Source organism: Streptomyces sp. NPDC090119 (genome assembly GCF_044747085.1).
Lineage (GTDB): Bacteria > Actinomycetota > Actinomycetes > Streptomycetales > Streptomycetaceae > Streptomyces.
Genome location: NZ_JBIVDK010000002.1, coordinates 439,406 through 463,873 on the forward strand (window position 1 = coordinate 439,406; position 24,468 = coordinate 463,873).

Annotated in this window: 22 protein-coding genes and 1 pseudogene; 13 read left to right on the forward strand and 10 right to left on the reverse strand. The window is 71.3% G+C overall.

Annotated elements, in window-relative coordinates; genetic code table 11:
- Positions 1-46: 46 nt before the first annotated feature.
- Positions 47-1,408 (reverse strand): glutamine synthetase family protein, encoded by a 1,362-nt coding sequence (locus ACIPPM_RS09335; protein ID WP_388992804.1) that lies wholly within the window; start codon positions 1,406-1,408, stop codon positions 47-49.
- 263 nt (positions 1,409-1,671) lie between these two features.
- Here ACIPPM_RS09335 and ACIPPM_RS09340 point away from each other — a divergent pair, with 263 nt between their 5' ends.
- Complete coding sequence (locus ACIPPM_RS09340; protein ID WP_401445028.1) at positions 1,672-2,835, forward strand: globin domain-containing protein; 1,164 nt, start codon at positions 1,672-1,674, stop codon at positions 2,833-2,835.
- Here ACIPPM_RS09340 and ACIPPM_RS09345 read toward each other — a convergent pair.
- Positions 2,832-3,272 carry an RrF2 family transcriptional regulator gene (locus ACIPPM_RS09345; protein ID WP_401445030.1) on the reverse strand — a complete coding sequence of 147 codons (441 nt, stop codon included), beginning with the start codon at positions 3,270-3,272 and terminating at the stop codon, positions 2,832-2,834. The genes ACIPPM_RS09340 and ACIPPM_RS09345 overlap by 4 nt on opposite strands.
- A 129-nt stretch (positions 3,273-3,401) precedes the next feature.
- On the opposite strand from ACIPPM_RS09345, the gene ACIPPM_RS09350 reads away from it, so the two are divergent.
- The 4 genes from ACIPPM_RS09350 to ACIPPM_RS09365 all read left to right on the forward strand — a co-directional run bounded on the left by ACIPPM_RS09350 (position 3,402) and on the right by ACIPPM_RS09365 (position 8,754).
- On the forward strand, positions 3,402-4,088 hold the full coding sequence (locus ACIPPM_RS09350; RefSeq protein WP_401445032.1) for a DUF3105 domain-containing protein: 687 nt from the start codon (positions 3,402-3,404) through the stop codon (positions 4,086-4,088).
- Positions 4,085-4,717, forward strand: a complete 633-nt coding sequence (locus ACIPPM_RS09355; RefSeq protein ID WP_401445035.1) for a DUF305 domain-containing protein — start codon at positions 4,085-4,087, stop codon at positions 4,715-4,717. Before ACIPPM_RS09350 ends, ACIPPM_RS09355 begins: the two co-directional genes overlap by 4 nt.
- Before the next feature lie 221 nt (positions 4,718-4,938).
- Positions 4,939-6,903 (forward strand): protease pro-enzyme activation domain-containing protein, encoded by a 1,965-nt coding sequence (locus ACIPPM_RS09360; RefSeq protein WP_401445038.1) that lies wholly within the window; start codon positions 4,939-4,941, stop codon positions 6,901-6,903.
- A 96-nt stretch (positions 6,904-6,999) separates the two neighbouring features.
- The gene (locus tag ACIPPM_RS09365; RefSeq protein ID WP_401445040.1) at positions 7,000-8,754 is read left to right on the forward strand and encodes an NAD+ synthase; all 1,755 of its coding nucleotides are present in this window, start codon (positions 7,000-7,002) and stop codon (positions 8,752-8,754) included.
- Here ACIPPM_RS09365 and ACIPPM_RS09370 read toward each other — a convergent pair whose 3' ends face one another.
- From ACIPPM_RS09370 to ACIPPM_RS09385, 4 genes are all read right to left on the reverse strand, one after another.
- Entirely contained in the window at positions 8,755-9,279 is a 525-nt protein-coding gene (locus tag ACIPPM_RS09370; RefSeq protein WP_401445043.1) for a putative immunity protein, read from the reverse strand. It lies immediately after the preceding gene.
- Positions 9,276-9,479, reverse strand: a complete 204-nt coding sequence (locus ACIPPM_RS09375; RefSeq protein ID WP_388992822.1) for a hypothetical protein — start codon at positions 9,477-9,479, stop codon at positions 9,276-9,278. Before ACIPPM_RS09375 ends, ACIPPM_RS09370 begins: the two co-directional genes overlap by 4 nt.
- A gap of 71 nt (positions 9,480-9,550) precedes the next feature.
- A complete protein-coding gene (locus ACIPPM_RS09380; protein WP_401445047.1) occupies positions 9,551-10,873 on the reverse strand; it encodes a UDP-glucose dehydrogenase family protein in 1,323 nt (440 codons plus the stop codon).
- A gap of 114 nt (positions 10,874-10,987) precedes the next feature.
- A complete protein-coding gene (locus tag ACIPPM_RS09385; RefSeq protein ID WP_401445049.1) occupies positions 10,988-11,941 on the reverse strand; it encodes a hypothetical protein in 954 nt (317 codons plus the stop codon).
- A gap of 615 nt (positions 11,942-12,556) precedes the next feature.
- On the opposite strand from ACIPPM_RS09385, the gene ACIPPM_RS09390 reads away from it, so the two are divergent.
- Positions 12,557-13,534, forward strand: coding sequence for a transcriptional regulator (locus ACIPPM_RS09390; RefSeq protein WP_401445052.1), 978 nt, complete (start codon positions 12,557-12,559; stop codon positions 13,532-13,534).
- A 79-nt stretch (positions 13,535-13,613) separates the two neighbouring features.
- On the opposite strand, the gene panB is transcribed toward ACIPPM_RS09390, so the two are convergent.
- Positions 13,614-14,477, reverse strand: coding sequence for a 3-methyl-2-oxobutanoate hydroxymethyltransferase (gene panB, locus ACIPPM_RS09395; RefSeq protein WP_031179807.1), 864 nt, complete (start codon positions 14,475-14,477; stop codon positions 13,614-13,616).
- A gap of 184 nt (positions 14,478-14,661) precedes the next feature.
- Here panB and ACIPPM_RS09400 point away from each other — a divergent pair, with 184 nt between their 5' ends.
- From ACIPPM_RS09400 to ACIPPM_RS09415, 4 genes are all read left to right on the forward strand, one after another.
- Complete coding sequence (locus ACIPPM_RS09400; RefSeq protein ID WP_401445054.1) at positions 14,662-16,248, forward strand: MFS transporter; 1,587 nt, start codon at positions 14,662-14,664, stop codon at positions 16,246-16,248.
- Positions 16,249-16,313: 65 nt separating this feature from the next.
- Positions 16,314-16,943 carry a TetR/AcrR family transcriptional regulator gene (locus ACIPPM_RS09405; protein ID WP_401445056.1) on the forward strand — a complete coding sequence of 210 codons (630 nt, stop codon included), beginning with the start codon at positions 16,314-16,316 and terminating at the stop codon, positions 16,941-16,943.
- 189 nt (positions 16,944-17,132) lie between these two features.
- Entirely contained in the window at positions 17,133-18,185 is a 1,053-nt protein-coding gene (locus ACIPPM_RS09410) for an endonuclease/exonuclease/phosphatase family protein (protein WP_401446389.1), read from the forward strand.
- 99 nt (positions 18,186-18,284) lie between these two features.
- On the forward strand, positions 18,285-19,499 hold the full coding sequence (locus ACIPPM_RS09415) for an MFS transporter (RefSeq protein ID WP_401445058.1): 1,215 nt from the start codon (positions 18,285-18,287) through the stop codon (positions 19,497-19,499).
- Between the two features lie 68 nt (positions 19,500-19,567).
- Here ACIPPM_RS09415 and ACIPPM_RS09420 read toward each other — a convergent pair whose 3' ends face one another.
- Positions 19,568-20,725: a methyltransferase domain-containing protein gene (locus tag ACIPPM_RS09420; RefSeq protein WP_401445060.1), complete on the reverse strand. Its 1,158-nt coding sequence runs from the start codon at positions 20,723-20,725 to the stop codon at positions 19,568-19,570.
- Here ACIPPM_RS09420 and ACIPPM_RS09425 point away from each other — a divergent pair.
- Positions 20,724-20,990: a 2'-5' RNA ligase family protein gene (locus tag ACIPPM_RS09425; RefSeq protein ID WP_401445062.1), complete on the forward strand. Its 267-nt coding sequence runs from the start codon at positions 20,724-20,726 to the stop codon at positions 20,988-20,990. The two genes, ACIPPM_RS09420 and ACIPPM_RS09425, sit on opposite strands and share 2 nt — an antisense overlap.
- 130 nt (positions 20,991-21,120) lie before the next feature.
- Here ACIPPM_RS09425 and ACIPPM_RS09430 read toward each other — a convergent pair whose 3' ends face one another.
- The gene (locus ACIPPM_RS09430; RefSeq protein ID WP_401445065.1) at positions 21,121-22,038 is read right to left on the reverse strand and encodes a DUF6891 domain-containing protein; all 918 of its coding nucleotides are present in this window, start codon (positions 22,036-22,038) and stop codon (positions 21,121-21,123) included.
- Between the two features lie 162 nt (positions 22,039-22,200).
- Positions 22,201-22,477, reverse strand: a pseudogene (locus ACIPPM_RS09435) (AraC family transcriptional regulator); the annotation flags it as partial.
- Between the two features lie 134 nt (positions 22,478-22,611).
- On the opposite strand from ACIPPM_RS09435, the gene ACIPPM_RS09440 reads away from it, so the two are divergent.
- On the forward strand, positions 22,612-23,637 hold the full coding sequence (locus tag ACIPPM_RS09440) for an ATP-binding cassette domain-containing protein (RefSeq protein ID WP_393598984.1): 1,026 nt from the start codon (positions 22,612-22,614) through the stop codon (positions 23,635-23,637).
- Positions 23,634-24,458, forward strand: a complete 825-nt coding sequence (locus ACIPPM_RS09445) for an ABC transporter permease (protein ID WP_393598983.1) — start codon at positions 23,634-23,636, stop codon at positions 24,456-24,458. The genes ACIPPM_RS09440 and ACIPPM_RS09445 overlap by 4 nt, the downstream gene beginning before the upstream one ends.
- Positions 24,459-24,468: the final 10 nt, after the last annotated feature.

Genomic DNA, 24,468 nt, shown 5'->3' on the forward strand with positions numbered 1-24,468 from the left:
CGCCGGAAGAGCCGTTCCTGAGTCCGGCGGGCGCTCTTGAACCGCCCTACAGCACCGGCAGGTTCTTGCGGAGTTCGAAGGCCGTGACCTCGCTCCTGTATTCCTCCCACTCCTGGCGCTTGTTGCGGAGGAAGAAGTCGAAAACGTGCTCGCCGAGGGTTTCGGCTACCAGGTCGCTGCGTTCCATGAGGGTGAGGGCCTCGCCGAGGTTTTGCGGGAGGGGTTCGATGCCCATTGCTCGGCGTTCCGCGTCCGAAAGGGCCCAGACGTCGTCCTCCGCGCCCGGCGGGAGTTCGTAGCCCTCTTCGATGCCCTTGAGGCCGGCGGCCAGGAGGACCGCGTAGGCGAGGTAGGGGTTGGTGCCCGAGTCGAGGGAGCGGACCTCCACGCGGGCCGAGCCCGTCTTGCCGGGCTTGTACATCGGGACCCGGACGAGGGCCGAGCGGTTGTTGTGGCCCCAGCAGATGTACGAGGGGGCCTCGCCGCCCGCGCCCGCCGTGCGCTCCGAGCCGCCCCAGATGCGCTTGTAGGAGTTGACCCACTGGTTGGTGACCGCCGAAATCTCCGCCGCGTGCCGCAGCAGGCCCGCGATGAAGGAGCGGCCGACCTTGGAGAGCTGGTACTCCGAGCCGGACTCGTAGAACGCGTTCCGGTCGCCCTCGAAGAGGGAGAGGTGGGTGTGCATGCCCGAGCCGGGGAACTCCGAGAACGGCTTCGGCATGAAGGTCGCCTGGACCCCCTGCTCCAGCGCGACCTGCTTCATGACCAGGCGGAACGTCATGATGTTGTCCGCCGTGGAGAGGGCGTCGGCGTAGCGCAGGTCGATCTCCTGCTGGCCGGGGCCGCCCTCGTGGTGGGAGAACTCCACCGAGATGCCCATCGACTCCAGCATGGTGATCGCCTGGCGGCGGAAGTCCATGCCGACGTTCTGCGGGGTGTGGTCGAAGTAGCCGGAGTTGTCGGCCGGGGTGGGGCGGCTGCCGTCGGTCGGCTTGTTCTTCAGCAGGAAGAACTCGATCTCCGGGTGGGTGTAGAAGGTGAACCCCAGGTCGGAGGTGCGGGCCAGCGCGCGCTTGAGGACGTAGCGCGGGTCGGCGAAGGACGGGGAGCCGTCCGGCATCAGGATGTCGCAGAACATGCGGGCGGTGCCGGGGGCCTCCGCGCGCCAGGGCAGGACCTGGAAGGTCGAGGGGTCCGGCTTGGCGATCATGTCGGACTCGTAGACGCGGGCGAAGCCCTCGATGGCCGAGCCGTCGAAGCCGATGCCCTCGTCGAACGCCTGCTCAAGCTCCGCGGGGGCCACGGCGACGGACTTGAGGAAGCCCAGCACGTCCGTGAACCACAGGCGTACGAACCGGATGTCGCGCTCCTCCAAGGTCCGGAGCACGAACTCCTGCTGCTTGTCCATCTTCCGCTTCCCCATCCTTGCTGGTCAGGCCGCCTGTCCGTGGTGCGACGGGAGGCGGTCGGCACCTGAGCATCCCACCACATCGGCGTTTCGCGCGCGTTGCGGACCTTGATCGGCCGGATGCCCGGGGACTGAACGTCCCGCGTACGGCAGGTGCACCTCTCCCACGCCCATCTTGCATGCTCACGGCCCCATCCGTAACGGGTGGCCCGGCCGCGTGCGCTTTAATTGGCATCTGATATACCAATTAAGGAGTCCTCTCCGTGCTGTCCTCGTCTCCCTCCGCCACCGTTCGCGCCACCCTGCCCGCCGTGGGGGCCGCGATCGGTGAGATCACCGAGCGGTTCTACGCCCGTCTCTTCGCCGCCCACCCCGAGCTGCTGCGGAACCTGTTCAACCGGGGCAACCAGGCGTCCGGCGCCCAGCAGCAGGCCCTCGCCGGGTCCGTCGCCGCCTTCGCCACGATGCTGCTGGAGCACCCGGACCGGCGGCCGGACGCGCTGCTCGGCCGTATCGCGCACAAGCACGCCTCCCTGGGCATCGCCCCCGAGCAGTACGACGTCGTCCACGAGCACCTCTTCGCCGCCATCGCCGAGGTGCTGGGCGACGCCGTCACCCCCGAGGTCGCGGCCGCCTGGGACGAGGTCTACTGGCTGATGGCCCGCACCCTGATCGGCCTGGAGCGCGGGCTGTACGAGCAGAGTGGCGGGGGCGGCGGGCGGGAGTGGGAGGTCGTGGAGCGGGTGCCGGAGACCGCGGACGTGGTCACGCTGCGGTTGCGGCCGGTGGACGGCGGGCTCGTGTCCGGGTTCCGGGCGGGGCAGTACGTGTCCGTGGGTGTGGATCTGCCCGACGGGGCGCACCAGATACGGCAGTACAGCCTCTCCGGCGCCCCCGGTGCCGGGCTGCGCCAGATCAGCGTCAAGCGGGTCGCGGGCGAGGTCTCCGGGTTCCTGCACGCGCACGTGGGCATCGGTGACCGGGTCACGCTGTCCGAGCCGTACGGGGATCTCGTGCTCGACCCCGGCGACTCCCGCCCCCTCCTGCTCGCCTCCGCCGGGATCGGCGTGACCCCGATGGTCGCGATGCTGGCCTCGCTCGCGGCGGACGGCCACCCCGGCCCGGTCACCGTGGTGCACGGCGACCGCTCCCCCGCCGACCACGCCCTGCGCGCCGACCACGAGCGGTACACCGGCAAGCTGGCCGACTCCGCCTGCCACTTCTTCTACGAGCGCGACGCCTCCGACGGTGCCCGGACGGGGCTCGTGGACCTCACCGGGATTCCGGTGAGGTCCGGCACTCGCGCCTACCTGTGCGGGCCGCTGCCCTTCATGCGGGCGGTGCGGGCGCAGCTCGTCGAGAAGGGGGTGGCTCCGGCCGACATCCACTACGAGGTGTTCGGGCCGGATCTCTGGCTGGCCAGTTAGGGGGTCGGCGGGCCGCCGGCGATGCCCAGCAGCAGGGGGCCCGTGGGGTCGGCGACCATGTCTGTCACCGTGACCGGGTCCAGGGCGGCGAAGAACGCCTCCTGGGCTCGGCGCAGGGCGCCGCGCAGGCGGCAGGCGGAGTTCAGGGGGCAGGGGGTGGGGCCCTCGCAGTCGACCACGTCACCGTCGCCCTCGAAGGACCGGACGACCGCGCCGACGGAGGCGGTACGGCCCTGCTCGGTCAGGGACAGCCCCCCGCCCCGGCCCCGGCGGGTCTCCAGCAGTCCGAGGTGCTGGAGTTCGGCGACGACCTTCGCGGTATGGGTGTAGGGCACGCCCATGTCGTCGGCGACCTGGCGAGTGGTCGGGCCACTGTCGCTCACCGCGAGCCGCATCAGGACACGCAGGGCGAGATCGGTGGAGCGCAACAGCCGCATACCGGAAGCGTAGGTAATTGCGCATCCTCGGTTCAAATTATCCGGTTGTCGCACGCGCCTGCCCGCGGCCCTTCACCCCCACTACGATCAGCGGACCCTTTAGACCGCCCCTGCGGAAGGACACGCCCCATGGGTACCGACCAGCACAGCCCCGCCTCCGCGCGCGCCGCGCGCATAGAGGAGATGCGGCGCGCCGAGCGTGCCCGCTCGCGCCGCAACCGGGTGCTGGCCATCGCCGCGAGCATGGTGGTCGTCGCCGGGCTGGTCGTGGGCGGGGTGGTGCTGCTGCGCTCCCAGTCGGACTCGGGCGAGGACAAGGGCAAGGACACGGCCGCGAGCGCGGACGCCAAGGGCGGCTCCGGGCACTTCACCACCGGCGCGGACGGGGTACGCACCTGGTCCGGCAAGCTGTCGCGCACCCACGTCAGCACCGAGGTGACGTACCCGATGCACCCGCCGGTCGGCGGGAACCACAACCCGGCGTGGCTCACCTGCGACGGCACCGTGTACCCGAAGCCGGTGCGGGACGAGAACGCGGTGCACGCGCTGGAGCACGGCGCGGTCTGGGTGACGTACACCGACAAGGCGAAGAAGGCGGACGTGGACGCGCTCGCGGCCAAGGTGAAGCGGACGCCGTACTCGCTGATGAGCCCGTACGCGGACCAGGACGCGCCGCTGATCCTGTCGGCGTGGGGGCACCAGGTGAGCGTCAAGAGCGCGTCCGACCCGGAGGTCGACAAGTTCTTCGCCGCCTATGTGCAGGGCGAGCAGACCCCGGAGCCGGGCGCCCCCTGCACGGGTGGGGTCATGAAGTGAGGCGCGGGTACGTCGGCTTGGCGGCCGGTGCGGCGCTGCTGGCCGTGGTCGCGGCGGGGGCCGGGGGGTACGCGGCGGGCGGGGAGCGCGACTCCGTCGCCGTACCGGTGCCGGGCGCGGAGTCGGTGGACGCCGGGTTCGCGCGGGACATGGCCGTGCACCATCACCAGGCCGTGGAGATGTCGTACCTGGTGCGCGACCGCACCGACGACGAGGAGGTGCGGCGGCTCGCGTACGACATCGCGCAGACCCAGGCCAACCAGCGCGGGATGCTGCTGGGCTGGCTGGATCTGTGGGGGCTGCCGAAGGTGTCCGCGAAGCCGCCGATGACCTGGATGGGCATGGGTGACATGCCGCCCGGGCAGGACGGCGCGCTGATGCCGGGCATGGCGACCAACTCCGACCTGAAGAAGTTGAGTTCGCTCAAGGGGCGGGCTGCGGAGGTGTTCTACCTCCAGTTGATGACGGAGCACCACAAGGGCGGGGTGCACATGGCCGAGGGGTGTGTGGCCCGGTGTGCGGCGGGGCCGGAGCAGCGGCTCGCGCGCGGGATGGTCGACGCCCAGCGGTCGGAGATCCAGCTGATGGCCGACATGCTCAAGAAGCGGGGCGCGTCGGCTCGTTCGTGATGGGCGCGTCCGCTCAGGTGCGACTGATTCGAGCCAAGTCGGTTCCTTCCATGGTTACTTGAGGTTCTCTTGACCTTTAGCTTCCCCTGACATGAACGGTTCATCGGCCAGAGTGGCCCCCATCGTGCGATCTCCACGCCGGTCGACACCGCCGCTTCACCGGCGCGCATCCGCGACGTTCCGACCACGACATGCATGCGAAACGCATCGCAGGGGGTTCTATGAGATCCAACCGCGCCAAGACGCGCGCCGGTGTGAGCATGGCGGCGACGCTGCCGATGATCGCCGGGGCGCTGGCGCTCGGCATACCGGCGGCCCACGCGGACGGCCCGGCGCGCAACGCGCTGACGGGCACCCGGCCGCTGTGGGCCACGGCGAAGGCGGACAAGGGCGCCACCGCCGACAGCGCCCAGGTGCAGGCCCGTGTCTACCTCGCCGGGCGGGACGCGGCCGGACTGGCCGCCTACGCCAAGGCCGTCTCCGACCCGGCCTCGCCGCTGTACGGCAAGCACCTCACCGCCCAGCAGGCGCAGGCCCGCTTCGGGGCCACCAAGGCCCAGGTGAGCGCCGTCAAGTCCTGGCTGAAGTCGGCCGGTCTGACGGTCACCGGGGTCACCGCGCACTACGTCACCGTCTCCGGTGACGTGGCCGCCGCCGAGAAGGCTTTCGGCACGCAGCTCCACAACTACACCAAGGGCGCGCGGACTTACCGTGCACCGCAGCAGACGGCGTCCGTACCGGCCGGGCTGAAGGGTGCCGTCCTGACCGTCACCGGTCTGGACAACGCCCCGCACCAGTCGCACGTCGCCGACCAACTGCCCGGCCCGGCGGCCGCGTTCGTGAACGCCGGTCCGTTCTCCTCGTACTACGGCTCGAACGTCGCGACCAAGCTGCCGGACGCGTACGGCAAGAAGATCCCGTACGCGATCAAGGGCTACACCGGCAAGCAGTTGCGGGCGGCCTACGGCGCGGGCGCGTACACCGGCAAGCACGTCCGGGTCGCCATCACGGACGCCTACGCCTCGCCGACCATCGCCTTCGACGCGGGCACCTACGCCAAGCGCAACGGTGACGCGGCCTGGAAGACCGGCCAGCTGCACCAGGTGCTGCCGAAGAAGTACACGCACACCGGGGCCGACGAGTGCGACGCCTCCGGCTGGTACGGCGAGGAGACCCTCGACGTCGAGGCCGTGCACGCGGTGGCGCCGAACGCCGACGTCACCTACGTGGGCGCCGCGTCCTGCAACGACGACGACCTGCTCGACTCGCTGAGCAAGGTCGTGGACAGTCACCTGGCCGACATCGTCTCCAACTCCTGGGGCGACATCGAGGCCAACCAGACGCCGGACCTGGCCGCCGCGTACGACCAGGTGTTCCAGCTCGGCGCCGTGCAGGGCATCGGCTTCTACTTCTCCTCGGGTGACGACGGCGACGAGGTGGCCAACACCGCCACGGACACCAAGCCCGGCGTGAAGCAGGTCGACACCCCGGCCAACTCCGCCTGGGTGACCGCGGTCGGCGGTACGTCGCTGGCCGTGGGCAAGCGCGACACGTACCAGTTCGAGACCGGCTGGGGCACCGAGAAGGCGACCCTGTCGGCCGACGGCAAGAGCTGGACCGGCTTCCCCGGCGCCTTCACCTCGGGCGCGGGCGGCGGCACCAGCCGTACGGTGGCGGAGCCCTACTACCAGAAGGGCGTCGTCCCGGGCTCGCTGGCCGGAGTGCACCACAAGACCGGCAACCGCGTGGTCCCGGACATCTCGGCCGTGGCCGACCCGAACACCGGCTTCCTGGAGGGCATCACCCAGGTCTTCCCGGACGGCAGTGAGAGCTACGGCGAGTACCGCATCGGCGGCACCTCGCTGGCCGCCCCGGTGATCGCGGCGGTCCAGGCGCTGGCGCAGGAGGCGCGCGGCGGCAAGGCGATCGGCTTCGCCAACCCGTCGATCTACCAGCGCTACGGCAAGAAGGGCGTCTTCCACGACGTCACGGACAAGCCGACCGGCTCCGACCTCGCGGTCGCCCGCGTCGACTTCCTGAACGGCGTGGACGACAAGGGCGGCCTGGCGACCTCGGTCCGCAGCCTCGGCAAGGACAGTTCGCTGCACGCGGTGAAGGGCTACGACGACGTGACCGGCGTGGGTTCCCCCGCGAACGGCTACGTGCAGTCGTACAAGGGCCACTGATCCGCGGTAGGCGGTGAGCGTGAGCTGACGGGGGCGTGAGGTGGCGGAACACCTCACGCCCCTACATCGCGTCGCTCTGACGATTACACTGGCGGGGTGCCTCAACTTCGTCTCGCCCTGAATCAGATCGATGCCCGGGTCGGCGACATCGCCGGCAACACCGAGTCGGTCCTCCGCCGCACCCGGCGGTCGGCCGAGGCGGGAGCGCGGCTGGTCGCGTTCCCGGAGATGGTGCTGACCGGGTATCCCGTGGAGGACCTCGCCCTGCGCTCCTCCTTCGTCGAAGCCTCCCGCGCCGCCGTGCGCACCCTGGCCGCCCGGCTGGCCGAGGAGGGGCTCGGCGAGGTGCCGGTGGTCGTCGGCCACCTCGACCGCTCGGCGACCGCGCAGCCCAGGTACGGCCAGCCCGCCGGTGCCCCGCAGAACGCGGCGTCGGTGCTGTACCGGGGCGAGGTGGTCCTCACCTTCGCCAAGCACCATCTGCCGAACTACGGCGTCTTCGACGAGTTCCGCTACTTCGTGCCCGGCGACACCATGCCGGTGATCCGGGTGCACGGGGTGGACGTGGCGCTCGCCATCTGCGAGGACCTCTGGCAGGACGGCGGCCGCGTCCCCGCCGCCCGCTCGGCCCACGCGGGCCTGCTGCTCTCGGTGAACGCCTCGCCGTACGAGCGGGACAAGGACGACACCCGGCTGGAGCTGGTCCGCAAGCGGGCCCAGGAGGCGGGCTGCACCACCGCCTACCTCGCCATGACCGGCGGCCAGGACGAGCTGGTCTTCGACGGCGACTCGATCGTGGTCGGCGCGGACGGCGAGGTGATCGCGCGGGCGCCGCAGTTCGAGGAGACCTGTCTGCTGCTGGACCTGGACCTGCCCGCCGCCGACCCGGACGCGCCCACCGGTGTCGTGGACGACGGGCTGCGCATCGACCGCGTGATCCTCTCCTCGGAGCCCGTGCCGCCGTACGAGCCGGAGTTCACCGGCGGCCGCGCCACGTGGCTGGACGACGACGCCGAGGTCTACGGCGCGCTGGTGACGGGCCTGCGGGCGTACGTCGTCAAGAACGGCTTCCGCTCGGTGCTGATCGGCCTGTCCGGCGGCATCGACTCGGCGCTGGTGGCCGCGATCGCCTGCGACGCGGTGGGCCCGGAGAACGTGTACGGGATCTCGATGCCGTCGAAGTACTCCTCCGAGCACTCCCGAGGCGACGCGGCCGAGCTGGCCCGGCGCACCGGGCTCGACTTCCGTACGGTGTCGATCGAGCCGATGTTCGACGCGTACATGGGCGCGCTCGGCCTGAGCGGGCTGGCGGAGGAGAACCTCCAGTCGCGGCTGCGCGGCACGCTGCTGATGGCGGTGTCCAACCAGGAGGGCCACCTCGTGCTGGCGCCGGGCAACAAGTCCGAGCTGGCGGTGGGCTATTCGACGCTGTACGGCGACTCGGTGGGCGCGTACGGCCCGATCAAGGACGTGTACAAGTCCTCGGTGTTCCAGCTGGCCCGCTACCGCAACCGGGCCGCCGAGGAGCGCGGCGAGACCCCGCCGATCCCGGAGAACTCGATCAGCAAGCCGCCGAGCGCGGAGCTGCGCCCCGGCCAGGTCGACACCGACTCCCTGCCGGACTATCCCGTCCTGGACGCGATCCTCGACCTCTACGTGGACCACGACCAGGGCGCCGACGCGATCGTGGCGGCGGGCTTCGACCGTGACCTGGTGGTGCGGATTCTCCGCATGGTCGACACCGCCGAGTACAAGCGCCGCCAGTACCCGCCGGGCACCAAGATCTCCGCCAAGGGCTTCGGCAAGGACCGGCGGCTGCCGATCACCAACGGGTGGCGGGAGCGCGCGTAGCTACGCGGGGCGTGCGCGCAGGGCGGCATTCAGCAGGCGGGTCAGCTCGCCCACCCGGCCGCCGCCGTCGGGGGCGGCCGGGTAGCGGGTGAGCACGTCGACCACGACGGGTGTCGCCCGCCGCGCCGTCCGTTCGAGCTGGTCGGCCGCGCTCTCACCGGCGGCCAGCTCGGCCGCCCTAGCCGCATGCGCCCCGGCCCCGAGGATGTGCTTGACCTGGGTGGCCTTGGCCAGCGGATGCAGATAGGCGGCCCCGGCCGCGGCCATCGCCGCCCGCGCCGCCTCTCGCCCGGCCGCCGTGTGCGCGTTCTGGGCGGCCTTGAGCGCCGCCCACGCCGTGTCCCGCAGCGCCTTCCCCCGCTCGCCGCCGCGGGCGAACGCCCACGCGGCGTCGATGGCCTCCCGAGGCCGCGGGTCGCCGGGCTGATCGGCCTCGAAGATCCCCAGCACGGTCTCGGCGGAGGCGGCGGCGAAGGCGGTCACCGCGCGAAGATCGTCCTTGCTCAGGACGACCGCGGCACTCACCGCCCCTCTTCCGGCGCCGACCGCCGGTCCGCGAGGCGCTCCTGGTCGGCGGCGTTCCCGGTACGGGCCTCGGTGCGGTGCCCCCGCGCCAGGTAGTCTCGGACGATCAACTCGACCGCGTCCTGCGGGCTCTTCGTACCGGCCAGCAGCATGACCTCGATGGCCAGATCCGCGTCCAGACTGATGGTGACCTTCGCCATGACCCCTCCCGAACAGGCTCCGGGGGGCAGGGTATCCGGGGGCGGTGGCGTCCTGCCGTGGCGCTCTCGTACTACTTCTCCGGGCGCCCGAGCTGGTGGACGGTCCAGCCCGCCGCTCGCCAGGGCTCGGGGTCCAGGGTGGTGCGGCAGTCGACGAGGAGAGCGTTGGCCGGTCGGGCGGCCAGGGTGCGGGGGTCGGCCTGCCGGTACTCGGGCCACTCGGTGGCCAGTACGACGAGGTCGGCGCCGTCGAGGGAGCCGGCCAGGTCGTCGGTGTACTCCAGCTCGGGGTTGCGGTCCATCGCCGTGGGCACGGCTTGCGGGTCGTGCACGGTGACGACCCCGCCCGCCTGCTGGAGAGCCTGGGCCAGGGCGAGGGCCGGGGATTCGCGGACATCGTTGGTGCCCGGCTTGAACGCGGCGCCCCACACGGTGATTTGGGCACCACTGACCGGCCGCTCCCCCAAGGCGCGGGTGATGAGCCCAAGAGCGACGTCCGTGCGCTGTTCGTTGATCACCTCCGCCGCCCGCAGGAGGGAGGCGGCGGCGTCGGCGCCGAGGGCCCGCGCGGAGGCGGTGAAGGCGCGTACGTCCTTGGGCAGGCACCCGCCGCCGTAGCCGATGCCCGGCCGCATCCCTGCGCTGCCGATCCGCGGGTCGATACCGAGGATGTCCACGATCTGGGCGACGTCGCCGCCCGCGGCCTCGCACATGTCGGCGACGGCGTTGATGTAGCTGATCTTCAGGCCGAGGTAGGTGTTCGCGGCGCCCTTGGCCAGTTCGGCGGTCTGCGGGTCGGTGATGAAGATCGGCACCCCGGCGTCGATGATCCCGGCGTACACGGCGCGGATCGCCTTCTCACCCTCCGCGGTGGTGACGCCCGCGATGAGACGGTCCGGGCGCAGGGTGTCCTCCACGGCGTGGCCCTCGCGCAGGAACTCGGGGTTCCACACGACCTCCACGCCCTTCCCGGCCGGGGCGAGCCGCTGGGCGAGAGCGGTGACCTGCGCGGTGGTGCCCACGGAGACCGTGCTCTTGCCCACGATGGCGCACGGTCGGCCCAGATGCGGGGCGAGCCGGCGGATCGCGCCGAAGACCTGCGCGGTGTCGTACGAGCGGCCGTCGGCGTCGATGGGGGTGCCGACGCCGATGAAGTGCAGCTCGGCGAAGCCGGCGGCCTCGCCGACGTCGGTGGTGAAGCGCAGATGCCCGCTCTCGGTGTGCCGGGTGAGCAGTTCCGGCAGCCCGGTCTCGTAGATGGGGCACTCGCCGGCGTTGAGCCGGTCGACCTTCGCCCGGTCGACATCCACGCCGATCACCTCATGGCCGAGTTCAGCCATCGCCGCCGCGTGCGGGATGCCGAGGTGTCCACAGCCGATCACGGAAACGCGCATCGCAGGTCGTCCTCGCCTGGTCGGGGGCCCACCGGACCAGGTGGGCCCCCGCACGCTATCGGCTGTCACGCGGGGTCCAAATCGGGTCGTATGCCTGTTCGTTGCGGTGTTCGATCAACGGGGGACGTGGGTGAAGCGGGGCTGTACCGCGAGCTCCACACCGAGTTGACGGCACAGCTCGACCAGCGTGGGGATGGCCGCGGCCCGCACGACCACGTCACCGTCCTGCGGTCCCTCCAACGGGTAGGGCAGGTACCGGCCGAACTCGTGAAGGCCCTCGGTGTCCACGAAGAACACCTTCATCCCACGCTCCCGGGCGCGCTTCTCGATCGACCGCCGGTCGGCGTGCAGACCGATCACCAGCAGTGCCCTGGCCTCGGCCAGGAGCGGCACGGGCGGGATCTTCTGGTCGTAGCGGCGTACGAAGCACTCGGCGAGCCCGGCTCGCGCGGCGAGCAGGTCGAAGTTGTGCTGGAGGACCGGGCCCACCATGTGCCCGGCGTCGTGCAGGGCCTTCAGCGCATGGTGCGCGAGCGTCGGCCGGGCGAGGAAGCTCGCGCGGAACATCGCGACCAGTTCGTCCGCCTTCGCGGTGGCGTCGAGCAGCAACTCCCTGACCAGGGTGTCCTTCTGCGGACTCAGGACGAAGGGGTGCGTCTCCTTCATGACGTCGTCGGTGCGCTCGGTGACCCGGTACACCCGGTGCAGGAAGTGCAGCGGAGGCACCCCGGCCTCGACGCTCGTGCCGCAGCCCAGCTCGACCTGGAACGGCAGATGGTCCTTCAGTTCGCCCAGGTCGTCCGCGTAACGCGGGTTACCACGCCTGTCCTTGACGCGGATGCCACCCGACAGCACGTTCCACGGCATCTGCCGTACGGTGCGCGTCACTTGGAAGTCCTCAGAGACGAAGACCACATCCAACGAGCTGAACCCCCCGGGGGTGTTCCGGGCGGCACGTTCGTCCTGCGGGTGGATCTCGTAGGGGGTGACGGTGACCCGCAGGTCGCCCTTGGACCACACGTCGTCGTCGGTCTGCCGCCAGCGGCCCTCGGTGAGCCAGGCCCGCACGTCACTGCGGTACGCGTCGATCTCGGCCGCCGGGGCACGTACCGACGTGTACAGGTACAGGTCGGCGAGGACCAGACGCGGGACGGGGAACGTGTAGTCGATGTCGAACCGGTACCGGTAGTGAACGATGCGCCGGCGCCCGTCCTCATCCTCGGCCCAGCCGGACTGCGCCGCGTTGGCCGGTTCCTGCGTCCGGCGCCCATCACGGGGTGGGCGAGGAACACCTCGTTCTCCTCGGGGAGGGTGAAGTGAGCGTGTGAGCACCCTCGCTGTGGACACTGTTCGAGGACACCGCCGGCACGACGGCCGTGTGATCGACCGACAGGGCGTGTAAACGCCTTGCAGCATCCGCAAGTTCGGGAAGGAAATCCAAGGACGGTGCACACGCAGGGCCGCCGAGCCATTACGGTGGGTGGCCGCACAGTGTCGGATCTTCGCACGGGAGAAGCCGGATGAACGCGGGGTGGGACGTAGCTGGCGCCTCAAAGACTTCGGTGCCCGGATCGGCCACCCGGCAGCCACCGTCTCCCGGCTGGAACGCAGGGGCCGCAAGGCCAACTTGGACATGTTCATGCGCGCCGCCCGGACGGGCCACGCTGTGCCGAGGAGGACCCCATGCGCCGCCGCAGGTTGCTCACCGCCACCGGCCTGGCGGTTCCAGCCTCCCTCCTGGCGGGGGTGAGCGACGCTCTGGCGAGCATTCCCGATCCCACCGGGTCGCCCGTACCTCTCGACTCACGGCTGGCCGCCGCTCGCGTACTCTTCGACGCCGGACAGAACTCCGAGTTGCTGCGCGTACTGCCGGGCCTGCTCGCCGACGCCCGTCACGCCGCGTCACCCGCGCACGAGGAGATGCCGCTCGCCCGCCTCTCGACCGCCTACAGCCTGGCCGGCCGGGTACTGACGAAGGTCGGCCGCTACACGGACTCCCGGCTGGCCGCGGATCGTGCGGCGCTGTACGCGGAGTGGTCGGGGTCGCCGCTCGCCGCTGCCGCCGCGGCTCGGGAGCTGAGCATCGTGCTGCGCCATCAGGACCAGCCCGCCGCTGCCGAGCGCCACATCCTCGACGCGGTGGCCAAGGTCGAGGAGACCGGGCTGCGAACGGACGCGCAGCGCTCGGCTTACGCGCAGATGCTGTGCACCACCTCGTACACCGCGGCACGTGCCGGCGTTCGTGACCAGGCCCTCACCATGATCCGCGACGCCGCGCGGGCCGCTCGGGCCCTTCCCGGCGTGGCCCCGAGGGGGCGGCTCTTCCCCATCACCCCGGCAGCCGTGGACCTGTACTCCGTCGGCGTGCACTGGGCCCTCGGGGACGCGGGCGCCGCGCTGGAGGCAGGCCGGGGTCTGCGCGAGGGACAGTTCACCACCGCCGAGCGCAAGGGCAGGATGCACACCGACCTCGGGCGGGCGTGGTGGCAGTGGGGCAAGGCGGAGCAGACGGCCGCCGAGCTGCTGTCGGCGGTGCGCGTCTCTCCCGGCGAGGTCCGTGACCGGCCGGCGATCCGGCAGATCGTCAGCGACCTGCGGGCCCGGCACCCGAGGGTGACGGGCGTGCGCGAGCTGGTGGCGGCCGCCGGCGCAGCCGAGTAGACCGCCGAGCCCGGAAACCACAGGGCAGCCCGCCGATAGGGGGAAGATCGGCGGGCTGCCCTTGGTGGTGCCGCAGTGGCTAGTGGACGGAGTGCTCGTCCAGCGGGAACGTTCCGCCGACGACGTCCTCCGCGAAGGACTTGGCCGCGTCGCCCATGACCTCACGGAGCGCCGCGTACTTCTTGACGAACTTCGGGACCCGGCCCGAGGTCAGACCGAGCATGTCGGTCCAGACGAGGACCTGCGCGTCGGTGTCCGGGCCCGCGCCGATGCCGACCGTCGGGATGTGGAGGACGCGGGTGACCTCGGCGGCGAGTTCCGCCGGGACCAGCTCCAGCACGACCGCGAACGCGCCCGCGTCCTGCACCGCCTTCGCGTCGCGGAGCAGCTGCTGGGCCGCCTCCTCGCCGCGCCCCTGGACCCGGTAGCCCATGGCGTTGACGGACTGCGGGGTGAGGCCGATGTGCGCCATCACCGGGATGCCGGACTCGACCAGCAGCCGGATCTGTTCGTGCGACCGCTCGCCGCCCTCGAGCTTGACCGCGCCCACCCCGGCCTCCTTGACCAGCCGGGTCGCCGAGCGCAGCGCCTGCACCGGACCCTCCTGGTAGGAGCCGAAGGGGAGGTCGCCGACGATCAGGGCGCGGCTGGTGCCGCGTACGACGGCGGCGGAGAGCATGGTCATCTCGTCGAGGGTGACCGGCACGGTGGTCTCGTAGCCGAGATGGCAGTTGCCCGCCGAGTCGCCCACGAGGAGGACGGGGATGCCCGACTCGTCGAAGACGGAGGCGGTCATCGCGTCGTAGGCGGTGAGCATGGGCCACTTCTCGCCCCGCTCCTTGGCGAGGGCGATGTCGCGGACCGTGATGCGGCGGGTGCCCTTTCCTCCGTACAGCGTCTTGCCGTCGGAGGGCTTCGTCTGGGCAGCCGAGAGCTGCGTCATGGCAACGGCTCCTTCAGTTCATCTCGAGGCGCCCTTTCGGCGTCCCCGGATCGTCTCCATGGTGGCACTTCGTGCCGGAGGTGGCCAGGGGACCCCCACACCGAGTGCCTCACCGCGCAATACCTCGGCAAAGGAATTCAGATACGAGACGGTTCCGTATTGGAATGCCACTACGATCGGGCACATGACAACCTCCGTCCCTGCCCCCCGGATACCGGAAGCCGTGCACCGGCGCCGCTGGGCGATCCTCGGCGTGCTGATGCTGAGCCTGCTCATCGTGGTGCTCGACAACTCGATCCTGAACGTCGCCATCAAGACCATCGCCACCCCGGCGCCGACCGGTCTGGGCGCCACGCAGAGCGAGATCGAGTGGGCGATCAACTCGTACACGCTGGTCTTCGCCGGTCTGCTCTTCACCGCCGGGCTCATCGGTGACCGGCTCGGCCGCAAGAAGGTGCTGCTCGGCGGGCTCGTGGTGTTCGGCATCGGCTCCGCGCTGGCCGCCGAGTCCGGCTCGCCGGGCCAGCTGATCACCTACCGCGCCGTGATGGCCCTCGGTGCCGCCTTCGTCATGCCCGCCACCCTGGCCGTGCTGATGAACGTCTTCGAGCGCTCCGAGCAGCCCAAGGCCATCGGCATCTGGGCGGGCGGCGTCGGTCTCGCCATCGCCATCGGCCCGATCACCGGCGGCGCGCTGCTGGACCACTTCTGGTGGGGCTCGGTCTTCCTGATCAACGTGCCCATCGTGCTGGTCGCCCTCGCCCTGATGGTCTGGCTGGTCCCCGACTCGCGCGACCCCAAGCCCGGCCGCCTGGACCCCGTCGGCGTGGTGCTCTCCGTGCTCGGCCTGGTCCTGCTGGTCTACGGCATCATCAAGGGCGGCGAGCTGGCCGACTTCACCGATGCCAAGGTGCTGGCCACGATCATCGCCGGTGTCGTCGTGCTGATCGGCTTCGTGGTCCACGAGAAGCGCAGCGACCACCCCTCGCTGGACGTGACCTACTTCCGCAACAAGGTCTTCTCGGCCGCCATGGCCGCCATCGCGCTGGTCTTCTTCGCGCTGATGGGCGTCACGTTCTTCGGCGTCTTCTACACCCAGAGCGTGCGCGGCTACTCACCGCTGGAGTCCGGCCTGCTGATGCTGCCGCTGGCCGCCGCGCAGATGATCTTCGCGCCGCGCGCCCGGCTGCTGGTCGACCGGTTCGGCAACAAGGCCACCACCACCGCGGGCATGCTGCTGATCGCCGCCACCCTGGCCGCGTTCGCCACCTTCGAGGCCGACACGCCCATCTGGCTGCTGGAGGTCGTCTTCTTCCTCATGGGCACCGGCATGGCGCACATCATGACCCCGACCTCGGTCGTGATCATGCAGGCCCTGCCCCGCGAGAAGGCCGGCTCCGCCTCCGCGCTCAGCAACACGTTCCGCCAGGTCGGCGGCGCCCTCGGCATCGCCGTACTCGGCTCGGTGCTCGCCACCTCCTACCGCAACGGCATCGAGGACAAGCTCGGCGCGCTGCCGCCCGGCCTGCGCGACACCGCGGGCGAGTCCATCGAGGCCACCCTCGGCATCGCGGAGAAGCTCGGCCCGCGCGGCCAGGCCCTCGTCACGCCCGCCCACGACGCCTTCCTGCACGCCATGCACGTCACCGCCCTGTGGGGTACGGGTGTCGCGCTGGTCGGCGCCGTCGTCGTCGCCGCGTTCCTGCCGGGCAGGCCCCCGGCCGCGCAGGCGGGCGAGCGCGAGCCCGAACTGATCAGCACCGGCGACTGAGGGTCCGGAGGGAGGCCGCCGCTGCGGGAGAATCACCCGCAGCACACCGAGAGGACGACGTGGACGTGAGCCTTGCCGCAGACCGGCCCGAGCGGCCCGCCCCCGCCCGGGGCAGGCCCCGCAGCGAGACCGTGGAACGCGCCATCCTGGAGGGCGTGATGAAGCTCCTGGAGGACGGCGTACCGCTGGCCGACCTCTCCATCGAGCGGGTCGCGCGCACCGCCGGGGTCGGCAAGGCCACCATCTACCGCCGCTGGAGCGGCAAGGAGGAACTGTTCGTCGACGTCATGCGCGCCGCCGAACCCCCCGACCCGGAACTCCCCGGCACCTCCATGCGCGACGACCTCGTCGTCATGCTGGAGACCCTGCGCCGCCGCGGCCTGGCCAGCCGCTCCTCGGCGATCATGCACAACGTCTACGTCCAGGCGAAGTGCAGCCCCCGCATCTGGGCCGCCTACGAGGCGAGCGTCATAGCGCCCCGCCGCGCCCTCACCCTGGACGTGCTGCGCCGGGGCCAGCGCGACGGCGAACTGCGCACCGACATCGACGTGGAGCTGGCCAACGACATGTTCGTCGGCGCCATGCTCGTACGCACCGTCCTGCGCCCCGACGCCGACCTTCCCGAAGGGCTCGCGGAGGAGATCGTCGACACGTTGCTCGTCGGCCTACGGCCCGTCAGGCCGCCGGTTCCGTAGCGCGGATGTGCGGATTTCGTCACAGACTCCCTCCGTGGCAGGGGTTCTCGGAACTGTCGGCGCCGCCTCGCACGTCCTCGTCTTCCGAACGGCCGTCATGGGACGGCGGAACGAAGCCGGACATCCCCTAGGGTCGTACACACACACGGGGGGATGACGGAGAGCACGGCAGGCAGTGAGGCACACGGTATGGCGCAGCAGGCGTACGTGACGGAGACGGACAACGGCGGCTCGGGTCCCGAGCGACCAGTGTCCTGGCTTCGGCGCCTGGCGCACCGGTTGCTCGGTGGCTGGCGCGGAGACCCGGGGATCTGGCGCCGGGGCCTGGTCACCGCCGCGGTCGCGCTGGCGCTGGCGCTGGTGATGCTGGTGCACTCGCGCATCCCCAACCGGCTCGGCAACCTGGGCAGCCTCATCGAGACGTTCCTGCCCTGGGCGGGGGTGGCGATCCCGGTGCTGCTGGTGCTCGGCCTCGTCCGCCGCTCCGCCATCGCGCTGATCGCGGTGCTGCTCCCGGCGATCGTGTGGCTGAACCTGTTCGGCGGGCTGCTGCTCACCGACAAGTCGGGCACCGGCGGGGAACTGGTGGTCGCCACCCACAACGTGAACGCCGACAACCCCGACCCGGCGGCCACCGCCCGCGACGTCTCCGCCTCCGGCGCCGACATGGTCGCCCTGGAGGAGCTGCCCGCCTCCGCCGTCCCGGTGTACGCCGACGCGCTCAAGGCCACGTATCCCTATCACGCGGTGGAGGGCACGGTCGGGCTGTGGAGCAAGTACCCGATGAGCCAGGTGCGGGCGGTCGACATCAAGCTCGGCTGGAAGCGCGCCATGCGGGCCACCGTCTCCACCCCGGACGGCCTGGTCGCGGCGTACGTCGCCCACCTGCCCTCGGTGCGGGTGAAGCTGGAGGCCGGGTTCACCGCACGGCAGCGCGACAAGAGCGCCGACGCGCTGGGCGAGGCCATCGCGGACGAGACCCTCACCCGGGTCGTGCTGCTCGGCGACCTCAACGGCACGATGAACGACCGCTCGCTCAACGCCGTCACCTCCCAGATGCGCTCCACGCAGGGCGCGGCGGGCAGCGGCTTCGGGTTCAGCTGGCCGGCCGCGTTCCCGATGGCGCGGATCGACCAGATCATGGTCAAGGGCGTCGAGCCGGAGAGCTCCTGGACCCTGCCGCGCACCAACAGCGACCACCTCCCGGTGGCAGCTCGTGTGAAGCTCGACACGCCCTCGTAACCCGCTGGAATAGTGGCCTTGAAAGACTTTGTTCCGTACGGGAACATAGAAGATTCCCCCTGAGCCCTGTACGGCACTTTCGTCTTGAGAGGTCCCTTCATGCCCCTGGCACTCCTCGCCCTTGCCGTGGGCGCCTTCGGCATCGGTACCACCGAGTTCGTGATGATGGGCCTGCTGCCCGACGTCGCGGGCGACCTGCACATCTCGATCCCGACCGCGGGACACCTGGTCTCGGCGTACGCGCTGGGCGTCGTCATCGGCGCCCCGCTGCTGGCCGCCGTCACCGCGCGGATGTCCCGCCGTACCGTGCTGATCGGCCTCATGGCCCTGTTCGTCGCGGGCAACGCGCTCTCCGCGCTCGCCCCCGGCTACGAGTCCCTGCTCGCCGCCCGCTTCCTCAGCGGCCTGCCGCACGGCGCCTTCTTCGGCGTCGGCGCGGTCGTCGCCACCGGCATGGTCGCGCCGGAGCGCAAGGCCCGCTCGGTGTCCCTGATGTTCCTGGGGCTGACCGTCGCCAACGTCGCGGGCGTGCCCGTGGCCACGCTGATGGGCCAGAACCTGGGCTGGCGGGCCACCTTCCTCGGGGTGAGCGCCATCGGCCTCGCCGCGATAGCCGCGCTGGCCCTGCTCATACCGCGCGACCACACCCACGCCACCGCGGCCGGGCTGCGCCACGAGCTGGCCGCGCTGAAGTCCGTGCCGGTGTGGCTGGCGCTCGGTACGACGGTCGCGGGCTTCGGCGCGCTGTTCGCCGCGTACAGCTACGTCACCCCGATGCTGACCGACTCCGCCGGGTTCGCCCCGGCCAGCGTGACGCTGCTGCTCGCGCTGTTCGGTGTCGGCGCCACCGCGGGCAACCTGCTGGGCGGACGCCTCGCCGACCACGCGATGCGGGGCACGCTGTTCGGCGGCCTGACCGCGCTCGGCGTCGTCCTCGCCCTCTTCCCGGTGCTGATGCGCGCCGAGTGGAGCGCGGCGCTCGGCGTGACCCTGCTCGGCATGGCCGCCTTCGTCACCGGCTCCCCGCTCCAGCTCATGGTCATGGAGAAGGCCGCCGCGGCCCCCTCCCTCGCCTCCTCCGCCAACCAGGCCGCCTTCAACCTGGCGAACGCCGGCGGCGCCTGGATCGGCGGGCTCGCCCTGGCGGCGGGCTTCGGCGTGACGTCGCCCGCACTGGCGGGGGCGGTGCTCGCCGTCCTCGGCCTGGGCGTGGCGGGCGTCGCGTACGGCGTGGACCGGCGCCGGGCGTCCGCTCCCACGGGGCGGCTGGTGGCGGCGCACGTCCCGGAGCCCGCGGAGCAGGTACACCGCTGAGCCCCTTCGACCGGCCGAGGCCCCGCCCATCCCGCTCCGGGGATGGACGGGGCCTCTTCCGCACCTGATCAGACCGGCCAGGCGTCCTCGGGGTGGTCCAGCCACGCGAACTGTTCGCCATCCTCGCGGACGGTGAGACCGAACCGCTCGATGCCCGGTCGCCCGGCGTCCGTCCACCAGCCGAGGGCCCGCGAGACCTCGTCCCAGAGCCGCCGTGGCCCGGCCTGCCACACGTCGGCTTCGTGGCCGTCGTGCAGCATGGCGCAGGCCCATGAGCGGTCCGTGAGCCCGTAGAACCAGACCGGCCGCGACCCGTCCCGCTTCGCCGCCACGGCTTGATGGCAGCCGGGCACCCTCAGCCCGAGGACGTACGCGGCCGCGTCGAAGCGGCCCGCGCCGAGGAGGTCGGCCTCGGTCACCTCCGCCTTCGTGTGCTCGGCCGAGTCCATGCCGTCCGGGACGTACGCCTCGTGGCCGGGAAAGGGGAGCCGCTGGGCGCGCAGCTTCATGAACTCCACCGGGCCGACGAACCTCCCGCTCGCGGCTCCCTCGGCGACTTCGAGCCGGACGACCGCGTCGGCGTTGCCGTAGTGCGTCCCCCAGGGAGCAACGATCAGTCCGCCCTCGCGGGTCTGCTCGATCCACGCGGGCGGCAGCTTCTGGACCCCGGCGGTGGCGATGACGCGGTCGAACGGCGCCCCGGCGGGATCGCCGAGCGCGCCGTCCCGCGTGAGCACCGTTCCGAGCAGGCCCGTCGCCGCCAGCCGTTCTCGGGCGTCGTCCGCCACCTGCGGGTCGATCTCGACGCTCGTGACGTTCCGCGCGCCGAGCCGGGCCGCGAGCAGACCGGCGTTCCACCCGGTGCCGGTCCCGATCTCCAGCACGCGATCGCCGGGACGCACGTCCAGCGCGGCCAGCATCCGGAAGACGACCGAGGGCATCGAGGCGGAGGAGGTCGGCACCCCGCCGGACCCACCGCCCTCCCCGTCGTCCCACTGGGTGACGAGGGGGGCGTCCGCATACGCGTGTCCCTCCCAGACCTCCGGCTCGGTTCGCCGGTCCACCCGCGTGCTCTCACCGCTGTCCATGTCATGCGCCCAGAAGACCTCGGGCAGGAAGCGGGAGCGCGGCACCGCGAGGAGAGCGGCCGACCAGTCCGGGGTCATGGCCCCGGACGCCACGAGGGAACGGGCCAGTGCGGCCCGCTCCCCCGGCAGATGCGTCATGTTCGTCTCCCAGGTCCGCGACGCGATCCGCGGTGGCGTCGCCGACATACTGCACGACGTGCCCGAGAACCCCACCGACTTCAGACCACACGTCTCGGTGGCCTACAGCGCGAGCGACGACCCGGCCGCCCCCGTCGAAGAAGCCTTCGCAGCCCGCCAGTTCACCCCGGCACAGGCACGGGTGACCAGCGCCGAGCTGATCGTCATCCACCGGGACGACGAGATGTACGAGTGGGAGACCTTCGCCTCGGCGCCTCTGGGGTAGGCGGCGGGCACAATGCTTCGACAGGCTGAAGCGATGGCGCGGCATCGCGACGCGATACGACAGAACGGCCGAGTACTGCCAGGCAGCCGTCGTCCTCGCCGCACTCCTCACGTGGGTGTGGCGCCGGTCCCTAGCCGACCAGGCGGCGGCGCCAGTCCAGGGGGGTGATGGTGATGGCCTGGCCGGGGTCATGGTCCCACTCGGTGTGGAGGCCGACTGCTTCGAGGGCAGCCACGACCTCGTGGCCGATGGCTGTGGTGGTGTCGGACGAGCCGTCGAAGCCGCCGTAGAGGAGCGTCAGTCCGTGGCCCGCTACGGCGGAGTCCGTGCACTGGGTGTGGAAGTAGACGAAGCCGCGGGCGTCGGGCCCGCCTTCTGCACCGATCTCGGACTGGCCGCAGCTACGGCAACAGGTGAAGTTCTCGCGGGCGGTGATACCGGCCTCCCGCAGGGCGGTGAACGCGCGGGTGAGCCGCTCGGGGTCGGTCTCGCCCTGCCACTCGGTCTGCTCCCCTACCCGTTCCAGCCACAACCGGTCTGCCAGCGTCTCCGCCTGCTCACGCGACACGGGTCGGCGGTCCTTGGTGACCAGGTACTCCTCCGCGAGCTCGGCCAGTTCGGCGCGGGAGGCATAGCCGCCGACCAGTACCTCGCGGAGACGCCTCTCCAACTCCGCCCGCTCGTCCTCGGCCAGGTCGAGCGGCGGCACCTCGCGGACAGGGTCCATGTCCAGCAGCGACCAAGCCAGACCGCTGTCCCATCCGGCCTCCTGGCGAGCCCAGCCGGTCATCGCGGCGATCACGCTCTCAGGACCGTCGGCCATCGCCTGGAAGTGCCGGTCAGCGGCACCGTCGCGGTACTCCAACGTGTAGTCACCACCGGTCTTGTGCCAGACCTGGGCGAAGACATCGGGCAGGTCGGGTATCCGCTGGACCACCAGGAACCGGTCACCATCACCACCGATTCGCCGGACCAGTCCAGCCAGCTCCTCGGCGGACACGCGGACGTGCCGCTCGCAGTTTTCCGTCTCCACCACGATCTTGAGCATGCGCAGACTCTGACACACCCCTCTGACCACGGACATCCCGGGACCAGCGGCAGAGCTGTCGCTACGACGGCTGGACAAGCCCTGATCCTGGGCGGTCGCTCGGTCGAGGTTCGACGGCGGCCCCTGGCCGACCCGGCAGTGACGCGAGCACCTGGTCGAACGTCAGCCGATGCGGCCCGGCGTGTGCCCGAACGTCCGCCGGAACACGTCGACGAACGTGCTCGCCGACGACCACCCGCACCGGTGGGCGACCACCGTGACCGGGGTGCCCTCCGGGGGGTGTGGGGGCGGGAAGGTGCTGGGGCAGCTCGGGGGCCGCCTTGAGCTGGTCCAGGAGCACCGCGCGCAGGCGGAGCCGGGGCGGGCTGTCGTCCGCCGGGGTCCGCGTGTAGGCGACGATCGGCTCGCGGAGCAGGGGGCTGACCGCGAGGACGGCCGGGCCGTTCGCCACCCTCCCCGAACCGGCGGCGCCCCGGCTCCAGCAGGCCGTACCGATACGCGAGTCCGTGTAGGCACCGGCCCTGTCGGTCGCCTGTCGGTGCTTTGTCGGTGCCGCCTGGCACAGTCCTCCCCATGACGCGAATCGAAGACAACCCCGGCGGCGGCCGTTCCGCCGTGTCCGTGCGGGGGATGGTCAAGCACTACGGCGAGACCAAGGCACTGGACGGGGTGGATCTGGAGGTCCGGGAGGGGACCGTGATGGGGGTGCTCGGGCCGAACGGCGCCGGGAAGACCACCCTCGTACGGATTCTGTCGACCCTGATCACCCCGGACGCCGGTGAGGCGCTCGTGGCCGGGTACGACGTGGTGCGGCAGCCCCGGCAGCTGCGCCGGGTGATCGGGCTGACCGGGCAGTACGCCTCGGTGGACGAGAAGCTGCCCGGCTGGGAGAACCTGTACATGATCGGCCGGCTGCTGGACCTGTCCCGCAAGGACGCCCGGCGCCGCGCGGACGAGCTGCTGGAGCGTTTCTCCCTGACCGAGGCGGCCAAGCGCCCCGCCTCCACCTACTCCGGCGGCATGCGGCGACGGCTTGACCTGGCCGCCTCCATGATCGGGCGTCCGCAGGTGCTGTTCCTGGACGAGCCCACCACGGGCCTCGACCCCCGTACCCGTAACGAGGTCTGGGACGAGGTGAAGGCGATGGTCGGCGAGGGCGTGACCGTGCTGCTCACCACCCAGTACATGGAGGAGGCCGAGCAGCTCGCCTCGGAGCTGACCGTGGTGGACCGGGGCAAGGTCATCGCGGGCGGCCGGATCGAGGAGCTGAAGGCGAAGGTCGGCGGCCGCACCCTGCGCGTGCGCCCGGTGGACCCGCTGCAGCTGGAGCCGCTCGCCACCACGCTGGACGAGCTGGGCATCACCGGCCTGGCCACCACCACCGTGGACCGCCAGACCGGCACCCTGCTGGTGCCGATCCTCAGCGACGAGCAGCTCACCGCGGTCGTCGGCGCGGTCACCGCGCGCGGTATCACCATCTCCTCCATCGTCACCGAACTCCCCAGCCTGGACGAGGTGTTCCTCTCCCTCACCGGCCACCGCGCCAGTGCCCCGCAGGACGCCACGCCCGCCGAGACCCGCGAAGAGGTCGCCGTATGAGCGCCGCCACCACGACCGTCCCGCCCGTCCCGCTGGCGGACTCCCGCATCACCCTGCGCGGCCACCTGCGGCACACCGGCGCGCTCGTCCGCCGCAACCTGCTGTGGATCAAGCAGGACCCGGAGTCGATGTTCGACGCGCTGCTGATGCCCGTCGTCTTCACCCTGCTGTTCGTGTTCGTCTTCGGCGGCTCCATCGGCCAGGCCCTCGGCGGCGGCCAGGACCAGTACGTGCAGTACGTCATCCCCGGCATGCTGGCGATGATGAGCATGACGATGTCGCAGGGCGTCGGCACCGGCTTCAGCCAGGACTTCAACAGCGGCGTGATGGACCGGTTCCGCTCGCTGCCGATCGGCCGCGGCTCGGTGCTGTTCGCCAAGCTCGCGGTGGAGCTGGGCCGGATGCTGTTCGCCACGGCCGTGCTGATGGTCGTCGCCGTGCTGGTCGGCTTCGACATCGTGAGCTGGCCGGGACTGTTCGCCACCGTGGGCCTCGCCACGCTGTTCGCGTCCTCGATCATGTGGGTGTTCCTCACCCTGGGCGTGGTGATGAAGAGCGCGCAGTCCGTGCAGGCGATGGGCTTCCTGGTGCTGTTCCCGCTCCAGTTCGGCTCGTCCATCTTCGCGCCGACCAAGTCGATGCCCGGCTGGCTGCAGGCGTTCACCGACTACAACCCGCTGTCCACGCTCGCGGACGCGGCGCGCGGTCTGATGGTGGGCGGCCCGGTCGCCCACGACCTGTGGGTGACGGTCGCCTGGTCGGTGGGGATCACCGCGGTGATGGCGCCGGTCGCCATCCACAAGTTCCGCACCAAGACCTGAGTTCCGGCCG